At 57.1% G+C, this 17,305-nt stretch carries 13 protein-coding genes and 2 pseudogenes; 10 read left to right on the top strand and 5 right to left on the bottom strand.

Going from position 1 to position 17,305, the window contains the following annotated elements; genetic code table 11:
* Nucleotides 1-47 precede the first annotated feature (47 nt).
* Together Tel_10735 and Tel_10730 are read right to left on the bottom strand one after the other, a co-directional pair.
* On the bottom strand, nucleotides 48-2,624 hold the full coding sequence (locus tag Tel_10735) for a chemotaxis protein CheB (GenBank protein ID ALP53570.1): 2,577 nt from the start codon (nucleotides 2,622-2,624) through the stop codon (nucleotides 48-50).
* 52 nt (nucleotides 2,625-2,676) lie between these two features.
* Nucleotides 2,677-3,270, bottom strand: coding sequence for a hypothetical protein (locus Tel_10730; protein ALP53569.1), 594 nt, complete (start codon nucleotides 3,268-3,270; stop codon nucleotides 2,677-2,679).
* A gap of 360 nt (nucleotides 3,271-3,630) precedes the next feature.
* Here Tel_10730 and Tel_10725 point away from each other — a divergent pair.
* Nucleotides 3,631-4,338 (top strand): annotated as a pseudogene (locus Tel_10725) (Crp/Fnr family transcriptional regulator).
* 172 nt (nucleotides 4,339-4,510) lie between these two features.
* Here Tel_10725 and Tel_10720 read toward each other — a convergent pair.
* Nucleotides 4,511-5,794 carry a hypothetical protein gene (locus Tel_10720; GenBank protein ALP53568.1) on the bottom strand — a complete coding sequence of 428 codons (1,284 nt, stop codon included), beginning with the start codon at nucleotides 5,792-5,794 and terminating at the stop codon, nucleotides 4,511-4,513.
* Between the two features lie 364 nt (nucleotides 5,795-6,158).
* On the opposite strand from Tel_10720, the gene Tel_10715 reads away from it, so the two are divergent.
* The gene (locus tag Tel_10715) at nucleotides 6,159-6,365 is read left to right on the top strand and encodes a hypothetical protein (GenBank protein ALP53567.1); all 207 of its coding nucleotides are present in this window, start codon (nucleotides 6,159-6,161) and stop codon (nucleotides 6,363-6,365) included.
* Between the two features lie 464 nt (nucleotides 6,366-6,829).
* On the opposite strand, the gene Tel_10710 is transcribed toward Tel_10715, so the two are convergent.
* Nucleotides 6,830-7,096: a hypothetical protein gene (locus Tel_10710; protein ALP53566.1), complete on the bottom strand. Its 267-nt coding sequence runs from the start codon at nucleotides 7,094-7,096 to the stop codon at nucleotides 6,830-6,832.
* A gap of 173 nt (nucleotides 7,097-7,269) precedes the next feature.
* On the opposite strand from Tel_10710, the gene Tel_10705 reads away from it, so the two are divergent.
* From Tel_10705 to Tel_10680, 6 genes and pseudogenes are all read left to right on the top strand, one after another.
* On the top strand, nucleotides 7,270-8,208 hold the full coding sequence (locus Tel_10705) for a hypothetical protein (protein ALP54836.1): 939 nt from the start codon (nucleotides 7,270-7,272) through the stop codon (nucleotides 8,206-8,208).
* Between the two features lie 233 nt (nucleotides 8,209-8,441).
* Nucleotides 8,442-8,840: a hypothetical protein gene (locus tag Tel_10700; protein ID ALP54835.1), complete on the top strand. Its 399-nt coding sequence runs from the start codon at nucleotides 8,442-8,444 to the stop codon at nucleotides 8,838-8,840.
* A gap of 53 nt (nucleotides 8,841-8,893) precedes the next feature.
* A complete protein-coding gene (locus Tel_10695; GenBank protein ID ALP53565.1) occupies nucleotides 8,894-9,856 on the top strand; it encodes a hypothetical protein in 963 nt (320 codons plus the stop codon).
* Between the two features lie 291 nt (nucleotides 9,857-10,147).
* The gene (locus tag Tel_10690; protein ALP53564.1) at nucleotides 10,148-10,351 is read left to right on the top strand and encodes a hypothetical protein; all 204 of its coding nucleotides are present in this window, start codon (nucleotides 10,148-10,150) and stop codon (nucleotides 10,349-10,351) included.
* 148 nt (nucleotides 10,352-10,499) lie between these two features.
* Complete coding sequence (locus Tel_10685) at nucleotides 10,500-10,964, top strand: hypothetical protein (protein ALP54834.1); 465 nt, start codon at nucleotides 10,500-10,502, stop codon at nucleotides 10,962-10,964.
* A 111-nt stretch (nucleotides 10,965-11,075) separates the two neighbouring features.
* Nucleotides 11,076-12,710: pseudogene (locus tag Tel_10680) on the top strand (hypothetical protein).
* Between the two features lie 353 nt (nucleotides 12,711-13,063).
* Here the strand turns inward: Tel_10680 and Tel_10675 are convergent.
* A complete protein-coding gene (locus tag Tel_10675; GenBank protein ALP53563.1) occupies nucleotides 13,064-14,626 on the bottom strand; it encodes a hypothetical protein in 1,563 nt (520 codons plus the stop codon).
* A gap of 129 nt (nucleotides 14,627-14,755) precedes the next feature.
* On the opposite strand from Tel_10675, the gene Tel_10670 reads away from it, so the two are divergent.
* Together Tel_10670 and Tel_10665 are read left to right on the top strand one after the other, a co-directional pair.
* Nucleotides 14,756-15,262 (top strand): hypothetical protein, encoded by a 507-nt coding sequence (locus Tel_10670; protein ALP54833.1) that lies wholly within the window; start codon nucleotides 14,756-14,758, stop codon nucleotides 15,260-15,262.
* Nucleotides 15,263-15,286: 24 nt separating this feature from the next.
* Nucleotides 15,287-17,254, top strand: a complete 1,968-nt coding sequence (locus Tel_10665) for a helicase (protein ALP53562.1) — start codon at nucleotides 15,287-15,289, stop codon at nucleotides 17,252-17,254.
* Nucleotides 17,255-17,305: the final 51 nt, after the last annotated feature.

Raw genomic sequence — 17,305 nt, 5'->3', positions numbered from 1 at the left:
ATTCCGACTGGTTGAGTTGTACTTACGCGTTGAATCCGCGCTCCGTATCACGCCTTTTTTTCGCGGCGCAATTCTAACTCAAGACTTTTCGTCTCAGTGATATCCACCAGCGTTATCACAACGCCGTCGATCATGTTATCCAGTCTGCGATAGGGTATGATGCGCACCGCGAACCAGCGCTTGTCGACGGACAGGACCTGCTTCTCTGTGGGCAGCAGGGTACGCAGGCATGTGAGTGCATCCTCATGCAGTTCAGGATAGTCCAGGCTGGTGGTCAGGTCGCTGAGCGGTCGGCCGATATCGCTTTCACGCAGATTTATAATCTTCGCGGCCTGATCTGTGTAGCGCCTGACATTCAGCCCTTGATCCAGAAACAGGATGGCAATATCGATACTGTTAAGCACATTCTGCATGTCACTCTGGGCGAGCGATAGATCATCGAGTTTGGCCTGAAGCTCGCTGTTGATGGTTTGCAGCTCCTCGTTCATGGACTGCATTTCTTCCTTCGAGGTGGTCAGTTCCTCATTTGCCGACTGCAATTCTTCATTGGTGGACTGCAATTCCTCGTTGGATACCTCCAACTCTTCCCGGGAAGTGCGCGCCTCATTGCGCAAGGATTCGATTTCTTGGAGGTACTGTTGTATTACCGCCTCATGCGCTGATGCACGCGCGTCCTGATCCTTGCGCCTGCCCTTGCCGGTCGGTGCCAAGGAAACATCGTGGAATACCACCATGGTCATGCCCTCAAGGGCGGCGGGTTTAGATAACTTCTGCAACGTGACATCAACGAGTTGCACGCCCCCCGGGATGGACACCCGCAGGCCGCGCAGATGCACGGGCTCGCTTTGTGTTTCAACCTTTTTCAGTGCTTCCGCGAGCGGCTCGCGCAGACCATCCCGCAACATGGCATGAAAATTCCAGTTGGCCTTGCCGGCCGCCGGCTCCAGGTATTTTCCAGTACGCCCACTGATATAGACAATATCGCCTTCGCTGTTGAGTACCACGGCAGCCGGGGCATAGACCTGCAGCAGGAGATGATCAGCGGCTGCCTGTAGGCTATCCGTAGACGGTTTGCTGCTATCGGTGGATGACACAGGATACTCCTCGGTTGGACTGGTTCGCGAAGGAAGCGCGCTCAGCAGGGTGTTCGGCATACGAATTCGTACATCGTCCTGACGCAAATAGAGCCGCAACTTGGCATGAATAGGCGTAAAAAGATAACTGAATCGCCCAACTGTCTCAGAGTTGCCCAGCAACAGAATACCGCCAGAGCGCAAACTGTAATGAAACAGGGGCAACAGTCGGCGTTGTAATTCTGGATCAAAATAGATCAACAGGTTGCGGCAGGCAATCAGATCGAGTTTGGTGAAGGGCGGATCGAGCACCACGTCATGCTGGGCGAATAACACCATGTCGCGGATTTTTTTATTGATCTGGTAATATCCGTCATGCAAGGTAAAAAATCGAACCAGCCGCTCCGGCGATACAACATCACTGATTGACAGCGGGTATCGGCCGCGGCGTGCCGCCGTAATGGCGTCTGGACTCAGGTCCGAGGCGAAAATCTGTAATGTAAATTGGTTGCGCCGGGGGAATCGTTCCGTTACTTCGCTGTATATCATCGCCAGGGAGTAGGCCTCCTCGCCGGTCGAGCAACCGATAACCCAGGCGCGCAGATTGGGCTCGCTCCTGCGTCGCGCCAGCAATTCCGGCAAGGCGTTATCCTCCAGATAGCGCCAGACCTCGGGGTCACGAAAAAAGCTAGTGACGCCGATCAGCAATTCATTGAACAGCAGGTCAATTTCCTGTGTATTGTGGCGGAGAAATTCGGCATACATTGCGAACGTTGCGATTTTATGAATCGTCATACGTCGTTCGATCCGGCGATGTAGGGTGCTGTTTTTGTAGAGCGTGAAATCATGCCGGGTGCGTTGTTGCAACAGCTTGATAATATTCTGCAGTGGTGCGGACGGCGCAGCGGGCTGCGTCTCTGCATCCATGGTTGTGTCAGGGTCCGGAACCTGAGCAACGTAAGCCAGGATACGGAGCGGCAACTCCTCGGGCGGGGCAACGATGTCGCCACAGCCTGCGGCAATGGCGCTCCGTGGCATCGAATCAAATTGCGCCGAGCCTGGCTCCTGCACCACGTTCAGACCACCGACGGCCTTTATCGCCTGCATGCCCAGGGTACCATCCGACCCCATGCCGGAGAGAATCACGGCGATGGCGCGCTCGCCCTGGGCGCTGGCCAGGGACGAAAACAGGACATTGATCGGCAAGCGCATACCGCGCGGCACGGTAGGACTCGCTAGTTTTAGTCTGCCGTTGATGACGCTGAGCTCTGTATTCGGTGGAATGACATAGACACAGTCGGTCTCAATATGCATGTCCTGCTGCGCTTCACGCACGGGCATCCTGGTGAAGCGCTGCAACAATTCCGGCAGCAGCGCCTTATGGGTGGGATCCAGATGTTGCACCACGATATAGGCCATCCCGCTGTCAGCCGGGGTCTGGCTCAGAAACTGCTCCAAGGCCACCAGGCCACCGGCCGAGGCGCCAACGCCCACTATGCGTGTCGTCGGCATTGATTGTTGAGGTGAATCAACGGTAATAGATGAAACCATGGAATAGCCCGCATTTCTCACCACCGTTCGTGGCGAGACGGTTCAAGGGTGGTCATCGGCCTAATTCGAGAAACGCCAATAAAACAGCTTCGTCACCCGGCGAGGCATTTGCAATAACCTGCAGCAGTCGCAACTGGCCTGCCTTGTCGCCGGTTTGCACCTCACAGGATGCTACATCGCTTTGGCGCAGCTGTTGCAGTAACTCACCCAGTACCGGTCGGCTTGCGGGGGCCAGAAAGCTGTCAATAGCATTCCCCCCGAAGTCGCCGGGTTCGACGCCAAACAATTCGGCGCCGGTCAGGTTCGCTTCGATGACAAGGCCATCTGTACTCACAACAAAATAGCCAAAAGGGGCCCGTTCAAACAACGCCTTGTAACGTTCCAGTTCGTGGGAAAATTCCCGCTCATTGGCCTCGAGCTGTTGATGCTGCAAATCAAGCTCAACCTGATGTGCCTGCAATTCATGCAGCAGCTTGAGTGCGTCACCGGCGCTTTCGGGAGTACTGGCCAGCCGATACAAGAGTGTCAGGGTATCCGCACTGATCGACCAGCCTTTGGTAGGTGGTGTAGTGCCTTGCTTGAGACTGGCTTCGGCGGCGTGGCGCAATTGCTGTTGAACTGTAACGTCAGTGATGGTCTTGGACATAGAGCCCCCCCGGTAGTATTAATCGTGATGCTCTGTCCCTGCCATGCAGGCGCATGGATCAGGGCCTCCATGCCGGCGTGCACCAAAACTCACCAAGCACCGGCCATTAGTATAAACTGTCTGAATTCCAATGTCCCTAATTCAATTGTTTTTGTTCGGGTTATGCGGCCAGCATCAAATCTTTGATGTATAGACGCCAACGATTGTGCGACTTCTAAGGCTTTACACTTGCTGGCTGCAGTTGGCCTTGCTATATAGGCCTATGCGTTAGCGCGCAGCGGCTCTATCCGATATTTATGGCACTGTATCGCCTGGGGACCATTTAAGGTCCAATAAAAACCAAGGATGTTGGAGATCAGGATGATAAAACAACCCTCGCCACTGCAAAACCGGCTGCTGGACAGCTTGCCGCAGAAAGTGCAGAGCCGTCTGATCCCGAAGCTGGAAATAATGAGTATTTCACAAGGCTCGGTCTTGCACGAAGCAGCGGCCAACCTGGCCAATGTCTACTTTCCCGTCGATAACATCATCTCTTTGGTCCACGTATTGGAAAACGGGGAAACGTCGGAAATCTCCGTGGTAGGTAATGAGGGCATGATTGGTGTTTCCGTATTCATGGGCGGCAACAATACCCCAAACCAGGCGATTGTATTAACCAGCGGTACTGTTTGCCGGATATCTGCCCAGCATTTCAAGGATGAATTCAATCAGCCTGATGCAATATTACGGATGCTGCTGCTGCGCTACAGTCAGGCCCTGATCACACAGATGGCGCAGACTTTGGTCTGCAACCGTCATCACAGCATCGACCAGCAATTGTCCCGCTGGCTGTTGATGGCCGCAGACCGCCTTCCGAACAATGAGATCATCATGACCCATGAGTTGATCGCAAATATGTTGGGTGTGCGCCGCGAGGGTATCACCTCGGCGGCCCACAAGCTGAAGGGGGTCGGCGCAATCGAATATCACCGTGGCCACATCAAGGTCCTGGACCGGCTCAAATTGGAAAAACTGAGTTGCGAATGCTATTTCGTGATCAAACGGGAAACTGACAGGTTGCTGCCTTTTCACTCCCACCCGCAACCCGACCCTGTTAAGACGACCATCAGCAGGACGCCGCTGTATTCACCGGCAACACACGCGGCGAGCACATCCAAAACTTGATCCATACTCACCATGCAGGCGCGTTTTGGCTGTTAGCTTACTCAAACAACCAGTTTCACCAAAAGGAACTGTCCAATCAGGCGTGCTTAAGACGGTTTTCGACGAAATTCTGATCTTTAATGAGGCCATGTGTCTCGGCTCCAAAAAACCTGTAGTTATTATTGCCATCAGCCTTGGCTTTGTACATCGCCGCATCCGCAACCCGTAACAGAGCCTTCATGTTATCCCCATCATTCGGATATACACTGATGCCGATACTCAGGCTGACATGCAATTCCCTGTCCTCGACAAGGAACGGTACAGCCAGCTCGATGAGCAACATCTCAGCCACATAGGCCGCATCCTGAGGCTTCTCGATTTCAGCTAACATAATCACGAACTCGTCACCCCCCAGGCGGCAGACTACGTCCGAGGCACGCACACGCTTTGTCAGCCTCTCGGCCACTGACTGCAACAGTCGGTCGCCGATGGCATGGCCATGCAGGTCATTGATATCCTTGAAGTCATCAAGATCAAGAAACAGCAGCGCGAGTTGTTTGTGACGCCGGCTTGCGAGACCGATCATGTGCGGCAGATTTTCTGTCAAAAACATACGATTGGGCAATCCGGTAAGAAAATCGTGTTGGGCCATATGCGCCATTTTCTCGGTGATTTGTTGTGATTGACTGCTGTCGTGAAAAACGATCACCGCACCCGTAACCTTACCTTCACGGTCGCGGATGGGGGCGGCGGAATCCTCGATTTCGGTTTCGCCGCCGGTGCGACTGATCAATATACAATTCATTCCAAGCTCGGTGTTTGTTCCATTTTTTATGACATAGTGTGCGGGGTTATTGGCGGATTCGCGTGTCTTGCCATTAATAATATTGAATACCTTCGTAAGTGGTTGACCTAAGGCGTCCGCATGTGACCAACCGGTCAGCCTTTCCGCGATGGGATTCAGATAGGTTATATTGGAATGGATATCAGTGGCCAATACAGCATCACCGATCGAGTCGAGCATGACTCTATTGCGCTCTTTTTCTTCGAACAACGTCTGTTCAGTCTCACGCAACATCAACTCGGTCGCCTTACGTTCAGTGACATAGCGCAGCGCGCGAGGCAGCCAGTAGGCGTCCGCATGTTCCTTGGCCAGATAATCGTGCGCGCCCTGCTGCACCGCTTTACGCGCGACGGCCTCATCATCCGCGGTACTCAGAACCAGAATCAGCGCATCGGGTGCCGCCTGAAATACCCGCTCAAACGCCTTGATACCCATGCCATCCGGGAGGGTCAAATCCAGCAACACAACGTCAAAACAGATCTGCCCCAGTCGTTCAAGCGCATCGTCGAGTCGTGTCAGCCATACAACCTGGAACATTCCGTGACCATGCCCCTCAAGCGCCGCCCGGATCAATCCAGCATCAGTAGGGTCATCCTCAACGAGCAGCACCGTGGTTGGCACGGAAGTCATGTGCCCGAATCTTGACTGTTGCATTTCGCGCACAACGACTGGCTGGCGCAATCGAGGGTTCCGCTATCATCTTCCAATATATTTATCATCAAGACACCTCGCGCATCATAGGCACCACATAAGGGCTTGCACATCATCCCCATCGAGTGTCACATCATTATTTCGAAGATGGCTGGCCTGGTCTGTTCGGTAACGCACAGGCACCCGCCTCTGGTTGGGTTAGCCTTGCATACGGCAATCATTGCCGATTACTTTTACTGGGGTACTGCTTATGAACACCGGCATTTCGTTTTTCCTGTTGATCGTCGGGGGTTTGTTGTTTTTCTGGGGCTTCAGCGTTTCGGAGTCGGTCAGCTCTGATATCTCACGCCGGTTTACCGGCTCTCCAACTGACAAGTCTGTGTTGCTGATGATCGGTGGTGTTGGCGTGGCCATTGTCGGTTTGTTCGGTATAACTCGCGGTTCCTGGCAACCTTGATGCGCAGCGATCAAACGGCGCTCCAGTCAACGCCCCCCCAATGCGTTGCTGGGCGTTGATGCGGCGAGATGTCGCGGTGGTCGCAGGGCAGGTGTCTCGCGGGTGCCCGTGAATAACCCGTTGATTAGTCCGGAAAAGGGAGTTTGTGCGCCCGATACTCTTCTTAGCGCCATCATGTCTGTAGTGGGATTCTTGCTCGGTGCATGGGACGTATGCGGATATTGCTCGTCGGGTGCGCCGGGTTAAGGCTAGTCCATGGAGGCAAACGATCTGAATGGTTCAATATTTACCTCTCTGGACCTTCGTGGCGTTCCTGTCTCGCTTTTTGTTGTATGGACTGCTGGCGTGTTACAGCGGCTAGATGATGAGCCCATGCCATTGTGGGCCGTGGAGGGTGGGCACGTTTTATGTGCCCATCCTGTATAACTTAACGTCGTGCCGGATTAGGTGCCGGGTCGCGGCGTTCATTCGGTCGCGGGCTTCAGCATATTGAAAGCTAATAGCTTGGGAATCGGCGATTTCTGAAACAATGCGTAGACTGGATCCCAACCGATGATTGCGCTGATGACAATCGGTATCGCTATCAACGGGAGCAAGACGACTGAGCTGGTATAGGCCGGCGCCACTACAAATATCGACGCAATCAGTACGGCACCCAGGGCATATCGGGCGACCTTGTCACTATTCGCCATATTTTGGTTAAGATCAAAATGTAATCTATCTGTGTTCATGTTTGTTTCTCCATTTCAGTGATCAGGCAACCATCCCGTCAGGAGATGCCGCCTAAGCTGCTCAAGCGAGCAGGTAAAGCCACAATGCGCGTTATTGCGTACAATATCCAATCACCATTACGTATCGGATCCATCACCAGGTATCTATGAATACTCATATCGACACAAACCAAGTGACGCTTGCATCGCGCAGCTTACGAAACGTTTCATTTCGACAACTTCAGGTATTCGAATGCGTCGCCAGATTAGGTAACTTTACTGCCGCGTCGCGGGAGCTTTTCATTACGCAGCCAACGGTATCCATGCAGATGAAGAAGCTGGAAGAGTGTTTGAATACCCGGCTCTTCGAGCAGGTTGGGCGGCAGGTCCATCTCACTTATGAGGGCCGAGAATTTCTCAAGACATGTCGCGAGATATTTGCTTGTGTAACGCGGTTCGATGAACATATTTCAAACCGAATTGATACGGTGAGTGGCCCGCTGACACTCGCCGGCGCAACGACCACGGAATACTTTGTTCCGGTTTTATTGGGGGTATTTAAAAAGCTCTATCCTCAGGTGACGTTTTCTTTAAGCATCGTTGATAGAGAAAATCTTTCGCGGCGGCTGCAAGATAACCTCGATGATTTGTGTCTGATCGACCAAGTGCCTAGCGACATTGAAGTCAATGTAATTCCGTTTATTAAAAATCCGTTGGTGATCGTCGCCTCGTCGGATCATCCACTCGCGCGTCGAGAGGATCTTTCTATGGACGCGATCAAGACGGAGACATTTCTCCTGCGAGAACGCACTTCAGGTACGCGAATTGCGTTGAAGCGCTTTCTTGATGGTCAGGAAATCACGTTGAACATCGGTATGGAGTTGAGCAGTAACGAGGCGCTCAAACACGCCGTCGCCAGCAATATGGGATTGTCGGTACTATCGAGGTATTGCGTTGCGCGTGAGTGTGAACGTGGCGAACTCGTGGAGCTGAATATAGAAGGATTTCCGCTGATGGAATGCTGGTACATTGTTCATCCGAAGGACCGCTACATGTCACCGGCAGCAAAGGTCTTTTTGCGCTTCCTTCAGGAAGAGGGTGCCGAGGTGATAGAGAATATTGCGCGAGGTTAAAGCGCCTCAGTGAGTAGGCGGATGACGATTTTTCGCCCTTCCTTTCCATCATACCGCCCGGCACAGCGTATGGGACATCGCTGATCTCGCCGTCTATGTGCGACACCGCACCGACGCAATGCAGGCCGTCCCATATCATTCATGCTGTAGTAAAGGCCAGCAATCCTCCTCGACAAACTACAGTGTCGATCTTGCGGACGACGCAGTACAACTCTTCACGGGCGAAAATGACTATGAAAATATCCAATCACCACGATCCTCTTCGAATTATGACGCGAGTCGGCCTGGGCGGCATAGCCGGCATGGCGCTGTTCATGACGGGCTGTGCAAGCATGCCGCCGCCGACGGAACAGATCGCGGTGTCTAAGGCGACGGTCACTCGCGCGGCCAGTGTGGGGGGCAATGAGTACGCCCCCGTTGAATTGAAATCCGCCACTGAAAAGATGAATGCGGCCGAACAGGCGATGGCCGACGAGGACTACGTCAAGGCGCAACGTCTGGCGGAACAAGCGCAGGCAGACGCCACGCTCGCCGAAACCAAGGCCGCTTTGGCCAAAGCTCAATTAGCGGTTAGAAACGCGGAGGAGTCGAATCGCGTTCTGCGCCAAGAACTCGACCGCACCGCGCCGTGAAACCAAATGGCACCTGCAGCAACAGCCGTTAATCCACATATAAGGAATTGATCATGCGAAGTAACTATATTGTACCCACCCTCCTCATCATGGGCGCCAGTCTGGTGGGCGTGGGTTGCAGCACTGTACCGGAGCAACACGCTGTTCTTGAAGAGGCCCGCAGCTCTTACAGCACGGCGCGGAGCGATCCCGATGTTTCAAAACATGCGGCAGTGGAACTGCAACAAGCCGGCCAGGCACTGGAAAGCGCTGAGAATGCCTGGAGCAAACAGGAAGATGCAGACTTGGTGGATCATTTGGCTTACCTCGCCAAGCAGCGCGCATTGATTGCCCAGGACACGGCAAAGCTGCGTTCCGCCGAAATGGCCGTCGCCAGCGCCGGTACACGGCGCGATGCGGTACGCCTTGAGGTTCGAACCGCCGAAGCCGATGCGGCTCGTAGGCAAGTGGGGGAAGCTCAGGATGCCGCTGTGCGACAAGCGCAGGAAACGGCCGCCGCAGATGCGAAAAGGGACAGCGACAAGGCCCGCCAAGCGCAGATTTCCGCGGCCGCCGCCGCACAGGCGGCGGGTGAACTGAAAGCCGCCACCACAAGAGTGGGTGAAATGGAGAAAAAACTCGCGGAGTTGAATGCCAAGAAGACCGAGCGTGGACTGGTCATCACACTCGGTGACGTGCTGTTCGATTTCAACCAAGCCGAGCTGAAACCGGGATCCGAGCGCAATGTACAGAAGATCGCCGAGTTCCTGAAGGAGTATCCGGAACGCAAGGTAAGGATCGAAGGTTTTACCGACAGCACGGGCAGCGACAGCTACAACCAGATGCTCTCGGAACGGCGCGCCGAAGCCGTGCGCGCGTTTTTGACCGAGAACGGCATCAGCGCGGACCGCGTCGCCGCGCGTGGCTATGGTGAGTCGAATCCGGTTGCGAGCAACGATACCCCTGCCACTCGACAACGCAATCGCCGCGTGGAGATGGTCATTTCCGAGGATGAACGTGATATCGATCCGCGCTGACCGGTGACGGCGGCGAAGGTCCAATATTATAGAACGATAGCCGGGCAACGTGAGGTTGTCCGGCAACCTTTAGGGGAAACGCTAACATGCTCGAAATGCTTGCAATCACATTAATCGTCTTATGGCTGCTTGGTTTGCTTTCCTCGTACACCTTGGGCGGGTTCATTCACATTCTACTGGTCATCGCGGTGGTGGTGATCTTGCTACGAATCATTCAAGGAAGGCGGATCGCCTAGCCGGTCCCGCCATCGGCGGCGGCTGGGGTGCATTCCCCAGGCGCGCGGGACGCTCGTGCGCCTGTTGTCGCAATTCCACAACCTGCTTATCTACGTGCTGCCGGGCGCGGGGTTCATCGCCGGGGCGATGGGCTACTGGCTGGACACCATCGTCATCCCCGGCGTGGTGCTAGTCAACGCAGTGATCGGTTTGGTGCAGGAGGGCAAGGCGGAAGACGCGCTGCATCAGGAAATCCTTGCAATTTCACCGTCTTTTTAATCACACTTACAACATGCCTGGGTCTCCTGCCCCTAAATTGGGTCGCACCTTCTATTAACCCGGCATACTAGCTTGCCGGGTTAATAACTACTCGATGGGACTCATGCTTTGTCAGCGTCCCTTGTCCTTTGCGGTTGAATAGAAAATGATGCAAATCGAATCCCCTGATCAGCACTGGATACGCCACGCCTTACGGCTGGCCGAGCGCGCCGGCCTCGAGGGCGAGGTGCCGGTGGGGGCGGTGCTGGTCAAGGGCGATAGGCTCATCGCCGAGGGCTGGAACCGGTCGATCCAATGCAGCGATCCCTCCGCCCATGCCGAGATGGTGGCGCTGCGCGTCGCCGGTCAGTCCATGGGCAACTACCGCCTCCCCGACACCACCCTGTATGTCACACTGGAGCCCTGCACCATGTGCGCCGGCGCCATGATTCATGCCCGAGTGAAGCGCTTGGTATTCGGCGCCTACGATCCGAAAACCGGCGCCGCCGGCAGCGTCTTCGACGTCTTCGGCGGTCCCGAACATAATCATTCCGTGGCAGTGAACGGCGGTGTCTTACAGCACCAATGCGCCCAACTGTTGACTGATTTCTTTCGCGCCCGCCGCGCTAAATAACTCGGCTCATGAGGCCGTGAGCGCAGGCAGCGCCTAATACCCTTCATTTATTTGGCATTTCCAGGGTGAGTCAATTAGAGTGGGGAAAACACAGCCTGTTTGCCGCTATCCATGGACCACGGTTATTTAAACGAAATCCTGATTCTGTTTTCCGTCGCCGTCGCGGCAGTGGCGGCCTGTCTGCATTTGCGTCTGCCGCCCATCCTGGGCTACCTGCTCATCGGCGTCTTGATCGGACCCTATGGTCTGGCCTTCGTCACCGATACCGAACATACCCGCGCCCTGGCCGAGTTCGGAGTGGTGTTTCTGTTGTTTACTATCGGCCTCGAGTTTTCCCTGTCGCAACTGGTGCACATGAAGGGGGCGGTGCTGGGTCTGGGGGGCGCCCAAGTGCTCGGCACCACGGCGATTGTGACCTTGCTGGCGCAGCGCTTTGGCCTTGAATTGGAGTCCGCCCTGGTGCTGGGCGGCATCGTCGCCATGTCCTCCACCGCCCTGGTGATTAAGCAGATGACCGACCAAGTGGAACTGCACTCGCGCCACGGCCGCAATGCGGTGGGTATTCTGCTGTTTCAAGACCTGATGGTGATCCCGTTCTTGATCCTGGTGTCGCCGCCGTCCGTGGCGCGCGACACCAGCGCCGGCATAACCGTGCTGGTGGCGGTGGCCCAGGGCCTGGCGGCCTTGGCCTTAATCTTCATTCTCGGGCGTTGGGTGTTACGGCCCTTGTTTCATCTGGTGGCCAAGTACCGCTCTATGGAGTTGTTTACCCTGACCGCCTTGATGATCAGCCTGGGTGCCGCCTGGCTTACCAACCAGCTGGGCCTGTCCCTGGCCTTGGGCGCCTTCGTCGCCGGCATGATGCTGGGTGAGACCGAATTCCGCCATCAGATCGAGGCCGAGATCCGACCTTTTCGCGATATCCTGTTGGGGCTGTTTTTCATTACCGTGGGCATGCTCTTCAATGTTCAGCTGTTGCCTGACATCTGGCTCTCGGTGCTGCTGACCTTGACGGCGCTGATCCTGTTCAAGGGCTTGTTCATTACCGTCCTGTGCCGCATCGCCGGTTGGGACGCGGCGGTGTCTTTGCGTACCGGGCTGGTATTGGCCCATGGCGGCGAGTTCGGGTTCGCCATTCTGACCTTGGCGCTGGAAGGGAAGATCATCGATAACGGCTATGGTCAGGTGGTATTGGCGGCCCTGCTGATCAGCATGGCCTTGGCGCCGCTGGTGATTCGTTACAACGGTCGCCTGATTCGTTGGCTGACGCCCAAGACCGCCAGCCTCAGCAAACAAAAGGTCCAGGAGCAAGTCGAGGACCTGGCCCAGGATCTGAAACACCACATCATCCTCTGCGGCTACGGCCGGGTGGGGCAGAATATCGCCCATTTGTTGAAGGAGGAGGGCTTTAACTATATCGCCATGGAGCTTGATCCGGTGCTGGTGCAGAACGCCGTGCTGGCCAAGGAGCCTGTCAGCTACGGCGACGCCGCTAACCTGGAATTGTTGCAAGCGGCCGGTATCGAGCGCGCCGCGGCGCTGGTGGTGAGTGTGAACGACCCGTCCACGGCGTTGAAAATTTTAAAACAGGTGCGTCGGGCGGAGGTGGATATTCCCGTGCTGGTGCGTACCTCCGACGACAGCCACATGCAGGAATTGCTCGACGCCGGTGCCAGTGAGGTGGTGCCGGAGACCCTGGAGGCCAGTCTGATGTTGTCATCTTATTTGTTGTTTATGCTCAAGGTGCCGGCCTCGCGCATCGTTCACAAGATTCGCGATGTGCGCGCCGCGCGTTATGAAACCTTCCGGCGCCTGTTTCCGGGTGGCGGTGTGCTGGAGTCCGATTGGCTCGATAGCGAGGAACAATTACGCGCCGTGGAACTCACCGATACCAGCTGGGCCAGCGGCCACAAGGTCGGCGAGCTGGAACTGGAGCGCTACGGTGTCTCGCTGGTGGCCTTGCTGCACGAGGGCAGGCGCATCTCGCGGCCCGACGCCGATATGAGCTTGTGCGCCAGCGACACCTTGATCCTGTCCGGCGTGCCGTCGGCGCTTGATCAAGCGGAAAAGGGGGTGGTCGCGCGTATCACGGTTGACAGCTAGGGCAAGCGTTTCACCGCGTAAAGGAGTGATTCGGCGGCATCGTCGCGGCCGCTGTCGATGGCAATAATATGGTCGGCCTCGCCTTCAATGAGCGGTTCTTGATTATTCAGTTGATGCTCCAATACCTGCACATCGGCTTCCGAGGCGTCTTGACCGGCGGCCAGGCGTTCCCTGATCCAGCGGCGTAGCAGTGACTCGTCGGCGTGAAAGTGGAGAATGACAAAGGGCACAGCCAATTGCCGCGCCAAGCCTTGAAACATCCGGCGCTGCATGCGTTTGAGAAAGGTGGCGTCGACGATGACATTGTAGCCGGCGTGGATGACCTCGGTCGCGAGTGCTTGCAAACGCGCATAGGTGTGTTCGCTGGCGGATGAGGTGTAGATGCCCGCCCCTGTGTCTGAGTCGCTCTCGTCCTGGGCGGCCAGTCCGAACAGGCGTTTGCGTTCCACGTCGGAGCGCAGGCGGATCATGCCGAACTGCTCCAGCAGCGGCTGTGACAGCGTGGTCTTGCCCGCCCCCGAGACGCCGTGGGTGATGTACAGGCGTATCGGTGTCGTTGCGGTCAAGGACTCCGCCAAGCGGGCGTAGTCTCGATATTGTGCCAGCGCCTGCGCGCTTTCCTGCGCGCTGATGTCGCCTTGACTATGACGGATGATGGCGACCTTGGCGCGCACCAGGGCGCGATAGACCTGGTAGAGGCGCAGCAGCCGCAGGCCGCCGTAGTCGCCCGTGTGCTGCAGGTAACGATCCAGCAATCGCGCTGCCAGGTCGGGGCGCTCCCGGTCCACCAGATCCATGGTGGTGAAGGCGATCTCACTGATGACGTCGATCCAGCGGAATTCATCGTTGAATTCGATGCAGTCGAATATGGTCACCGCATCGTTTACCCAGGCGATATTGGCCAGGTGCATGTCGCCATGACAGTTGCGCACGAAGCCATTGCGCTTGCGTGCGCTGATTGCCGTTTGCAAGCTATCGAAACGCTGCCGGCTCCATTGCCGCAGTCGTTCCAGACGGTCCCGGTCAGCCCGATCCTGCAAGCGCTGTTCAATCTGGTCGAAATTGTCCTGCATGGGTTGCCATACCGCCGGCGCAGTGCCGTAGCGGCTGTCGGCGGGGGCGGTTTCGATGCCCTGATGAAATGCCGCGATCCTGTCGGCCAGGGCGTCGATGTGCTGCGTTGTCAGGGCCTGGCGTTGCAGCAGTGAGTCGAACTGCATGTCCGGGTCGAACTGACGCATCTTGACGGCATACTCGATCGCCTCGCCGGGGCCGTTGATGCGCGGATGTCGCGCCGAACCGCTGATCTTCACCACCCCGAGATAGAGCTCGGGTGCCAGACGGCGGTTGAGTTCCAGCTCTTGTTGGCAATAGCGGTGCCGTTGCGCCAGACTGGAAAAGTCGAGAAATCCCAAGTCCAGCGGTTTCTTGATCTTATAGACATAGTCTCCGGTGAGCAGGACCCAGGAGATGTGGGTTTCGAACAGTTTGATCTTGCCGGTCGCGTGGTCGTAGCGTGCCGGATCCTGCAGCGCGGATATGAGCGTGTTGGCTGACATGGGTGTATTATGGCAAATGCCGACGGGTGGATAACAGGGCGAGGCGGTGTTTTCAGGCCCACAGTCAAATTGCTGAATTTATCTGGTTGATCTGGCACTATAATGCATGAATTTGCCCGGGTAACGGATGTGTCCATATATTCTCTGGAAAAACTGATCGCCGAGACGCGCCGCATCGCGCGCGACTACCGCAACGCCACCGGCAAACCGCTGGGCGGGGTGAGCGGCGAGATCGCCCAGTTCGACGCCTGTAAACAGCTCGACCTGGAGCCGGTGCCGCCCGGTACCCAGGGCGGTTATGACGCCGTCGGCCGCGGCAAACGCGCGGGCAAAAAGATCCAGATCAAGGGCCGCGTGATTTTCGACGAAGAGAGATCGGGTCAGCGCATCGGCCAGCTCAAGCTGGAGCAAGAGTGGGACAGCGTGGTGCTGGTGCTGATGGACGATCACTTCGAACCCTTCGAAATCTATGAGGCCGAGCGCGACGAGATCGTTGCCGCGCAGGAGGCCGGCCAAAGCAAACGCGCCAAGCGCGGCGCCATGTCGGTGGCCAAGTTCAAGGCCATCAGCCAGTTGGTCTGGACGCGCGAGTTTGGCGAAGAGAACGAGGTCTGGGATAACCGCTCCGGGTCCTGAGATCATCAGCGTCGCTTAGCCATTATGTCGTTTCAAACTGCAGCCGAGGTCCTGGGAGCCGAGGGCGCCATGGCGCGGTGCATCGAGGGATTCCAGCCGCGTGCCCAGCAGCAGGAAATGGCGGCGGCGGTGGAGCAGGCCATGCGCGACGAGCAGACCCTGGTCTGCGAGGCCGGCACCGGCACCGGCAAGACCTTCGCCTACTTGGTGCCGGCCCTGCTGTCCGGCCAGACCGTGATCATTTCCACCGGCACCAAGAATCTGCAGGACCAGTTGTTCCAGAAAGACCTGCCCTTGGTGCGCAAAGCCCTGGAAATGCCGCTGCAGACCGCCTTGCTCAAGGGACGCAGCAATTATCTGTGCCTCTATCGTCTGCAGGTCACGGAACAGGAGGGCCGTCTGGCCTCGCGCGAACTGGTGCATCAGCTGCGCCGGGTGCGCGAATGGGCAGGGCGCACCGACAGTGGCGATATCACCGAGTTTATGGATATCGGTGAGGACTCGCCCTTGTGGCCCATGGTCACCTCCACGGTGGACAACTGTCTCGGCGCCGAATGTCCCAGTTTTAACGATTGTCATGTAATGAGGGCGCGCCGCGAGGCCGCCGGCGCCGACGTGGTGGTGATCAACCACCATTTGTTGCTGGCCGACATGGTGCTGCGCGAGGACGGCTTCGGCGAATTGCTGCCGACGGCCAATGCCTACATCATCGACGAGGCCCACCAGCTGCCTGAGATCGCCACCCATTTCTTCGGCCAGACCCTCAGCGGACGGCAGTTGTTCGAGCTGGCCAAGGACGCGCTGGCGGAATTTCACAGCAGTGCCGCCGACAGCGCGGCGCTCTCCACGGCGGCGGACAAGCTGGACTATGCCGTGCGCGATTTCCGTCTTGCCCTGGGTAACGACAGCAGTCAGCGCCAGCCCTGGGCCCGCCTGCGCGCTGAGTCCAAGGTGGCCGAGCAGCTGCAGGGCCTGGAAAACGCGTTGCAGGCCTTGCAGCAACAACTGGAACCGGTGGCCGAACGCAGCAAGGGTCTGGAGAACTGCCTCGAGCGCTGTGAAACGCAGCTCGGCCGGCTGGCCCTGTTCAACGCGGAGGAGACGCCGGACCAAGTCTATTGGGTGGATATTTACAGCCGCAGCTTCGTGCTCTGCTGCACCCCGCTGAATGTGGCCGAACCGTTCCAGAAACGCATGCAGGAGCAGAGGGCGGCCTGGGTCTTCACCTCCGCTACGCTGGCGGTCAACGGCCGTTTCGATCACTACGCCGATCAACTGGGCCTAACGGAGGTCCGCACCGCCCTGTGGGATAGCCCCTTCGATTTTCGCAGCCACGCCTTGCTCTACGCCCCGCCCGACATGCCCCCGCCCAACAGCCCGAGCTATGTGGAGGCGGTGATGGAGGCGGCCGTGCCCGTTTTGGAGGCCTCGCGCGGCCGCGCCTTTCTGCTGTTCACCAGCCACCGCGCCTTGAAACAGGCCGCCGCCTTACTGCAGGGACGTTGCGACTATCCGCTCCTGGTACAGGGCGACTATCCCCGCAACGAATTGCTGCGCCGCTTTCGCGAACAGGGCAATGCGGTGCTGCTGGGCACGGGCAGCTTTTGGGAGGGGGTGGACGTGCGCGGCGAGGCGCTGTCCTGCGTCATTATCGACAAGCTGCCGTTTGCCGCGCCCGACGATCCGGTGTTGCAGGCGCGTGCCGACGCCCTGAGGGCCCGGGGCGGCAATCCCTTCATGGAGTTGCAAGTCCCGCGCGCGGTGATCGCCTTGAAGCAGGGGGTGGGGCGCTTGATTCGCGACATAGATGATCGCGGCGTGATGGTGTTGTGTGATCCGCGCCTGATCGACAAGCCCTATGGTCAGGTGTTCCTGAATAGCCTGCCGCCCATGTTGCGCACGCGCAAGCTGGAACTGGTACAGCGTTTTTTTGCCGCCCAGGCAAAATCGGATATTGGCGAGACGGTCGCGCCGGATGCGTTGCCGGGATGAACTCAAGCGTCTCGTGTCGGGAGTCGTTGAATCCTGTGGAGGACGAAACAC

Origin of the sequence: Candidatus Tenderia electrophaga, from assembly GCA_001447805.1 — a bacterium.
In the GTDB taxonomy this organism is placed as follows: domain Bacteria; phylum Pseudomonadota; class Gammaproteobacteria; order Tenderiales; family Tenderiaceae; genus Tenderia; species Tenderia electrophaga.
Note: the sequence above shows the minus strand (reverse complement) of the source record. Positions and strands in the feature narration are given on the sequence as shown.

What these genes read in the sequence shown, in the direction of transcription:
- Tel_10700 (ALP54835.1), top strand. Translation starts at nt 8,442, where the DNA reads ATGAAAATATCCAATCACCACGATCCTCTTCGAATTATGACGCGAGTC.
- Tel_10735 (ALP53570.1), bottom strand. Translation starts at nt 2,624, where the DNA reads ATGGTTTCATCTATTACCGTTGATTCACCTCAACAATCAATGCCGACG.
- Tel_10720 (ALP53568.1), bottom strand. Translation starts at nt 5,794, where the DNA reads ATGTTCCAGGTTGTATGGCTGACACGACTCGACGATGCGCTTGAACGA.
- Tel_10730 (ALP53569.1), bottom strand. Translation starts at nt 3,270, where the DNA reads ATGTCCAAGACCATCACTGACGTTACAGTTCAACAGCAATTGCGCCAC.
- Tel_10685 (ALP54834.1), top strand. Translation starts at nt 10,500, where the DNA reads ATGCAAATCGAATCCCCTGATCAGCACTGGATACGCCACGCCTTACGG.
- Tel_10710 (ALP53566.1), bottom strand. Translation starts at nt 7,096, where the DNA reads ATGAACACAGATAGATTACATTTTGATCTTAACCAAAATATGGCGAAT.
- Tel_10665 (ALP53562.1), top strand. Translation starts at nt 15,287, where the DNA reads ATGTCGTTTCAAACTGCAGCCGAGGTCCTGGGAGCCGAGGGCGCCATG.
- Tel_10715 (ALP53567.1), top strand. Translation starts at nt 6,159, where the DNA reads ATGAACACCGGCATTTCGTTTTTCCTGTTGATCGTCGGGGGTTTGTTG.
- Tel_10695 (ALP53565.1), top strand. Translation starts at nt 8,894, where the DNA reads ATGCGAAGTAACTATATTGTACCCACCCTCCTCATCATGGGCGCCAGT.
- Tel_10675 (ALP53563.1), bottom strand. Translation starts at nt 14,626, where the DNA reads ATGTCAGCCAACACGCTCATATCCGCGCTGCAGGATCCGGCACGCTAC.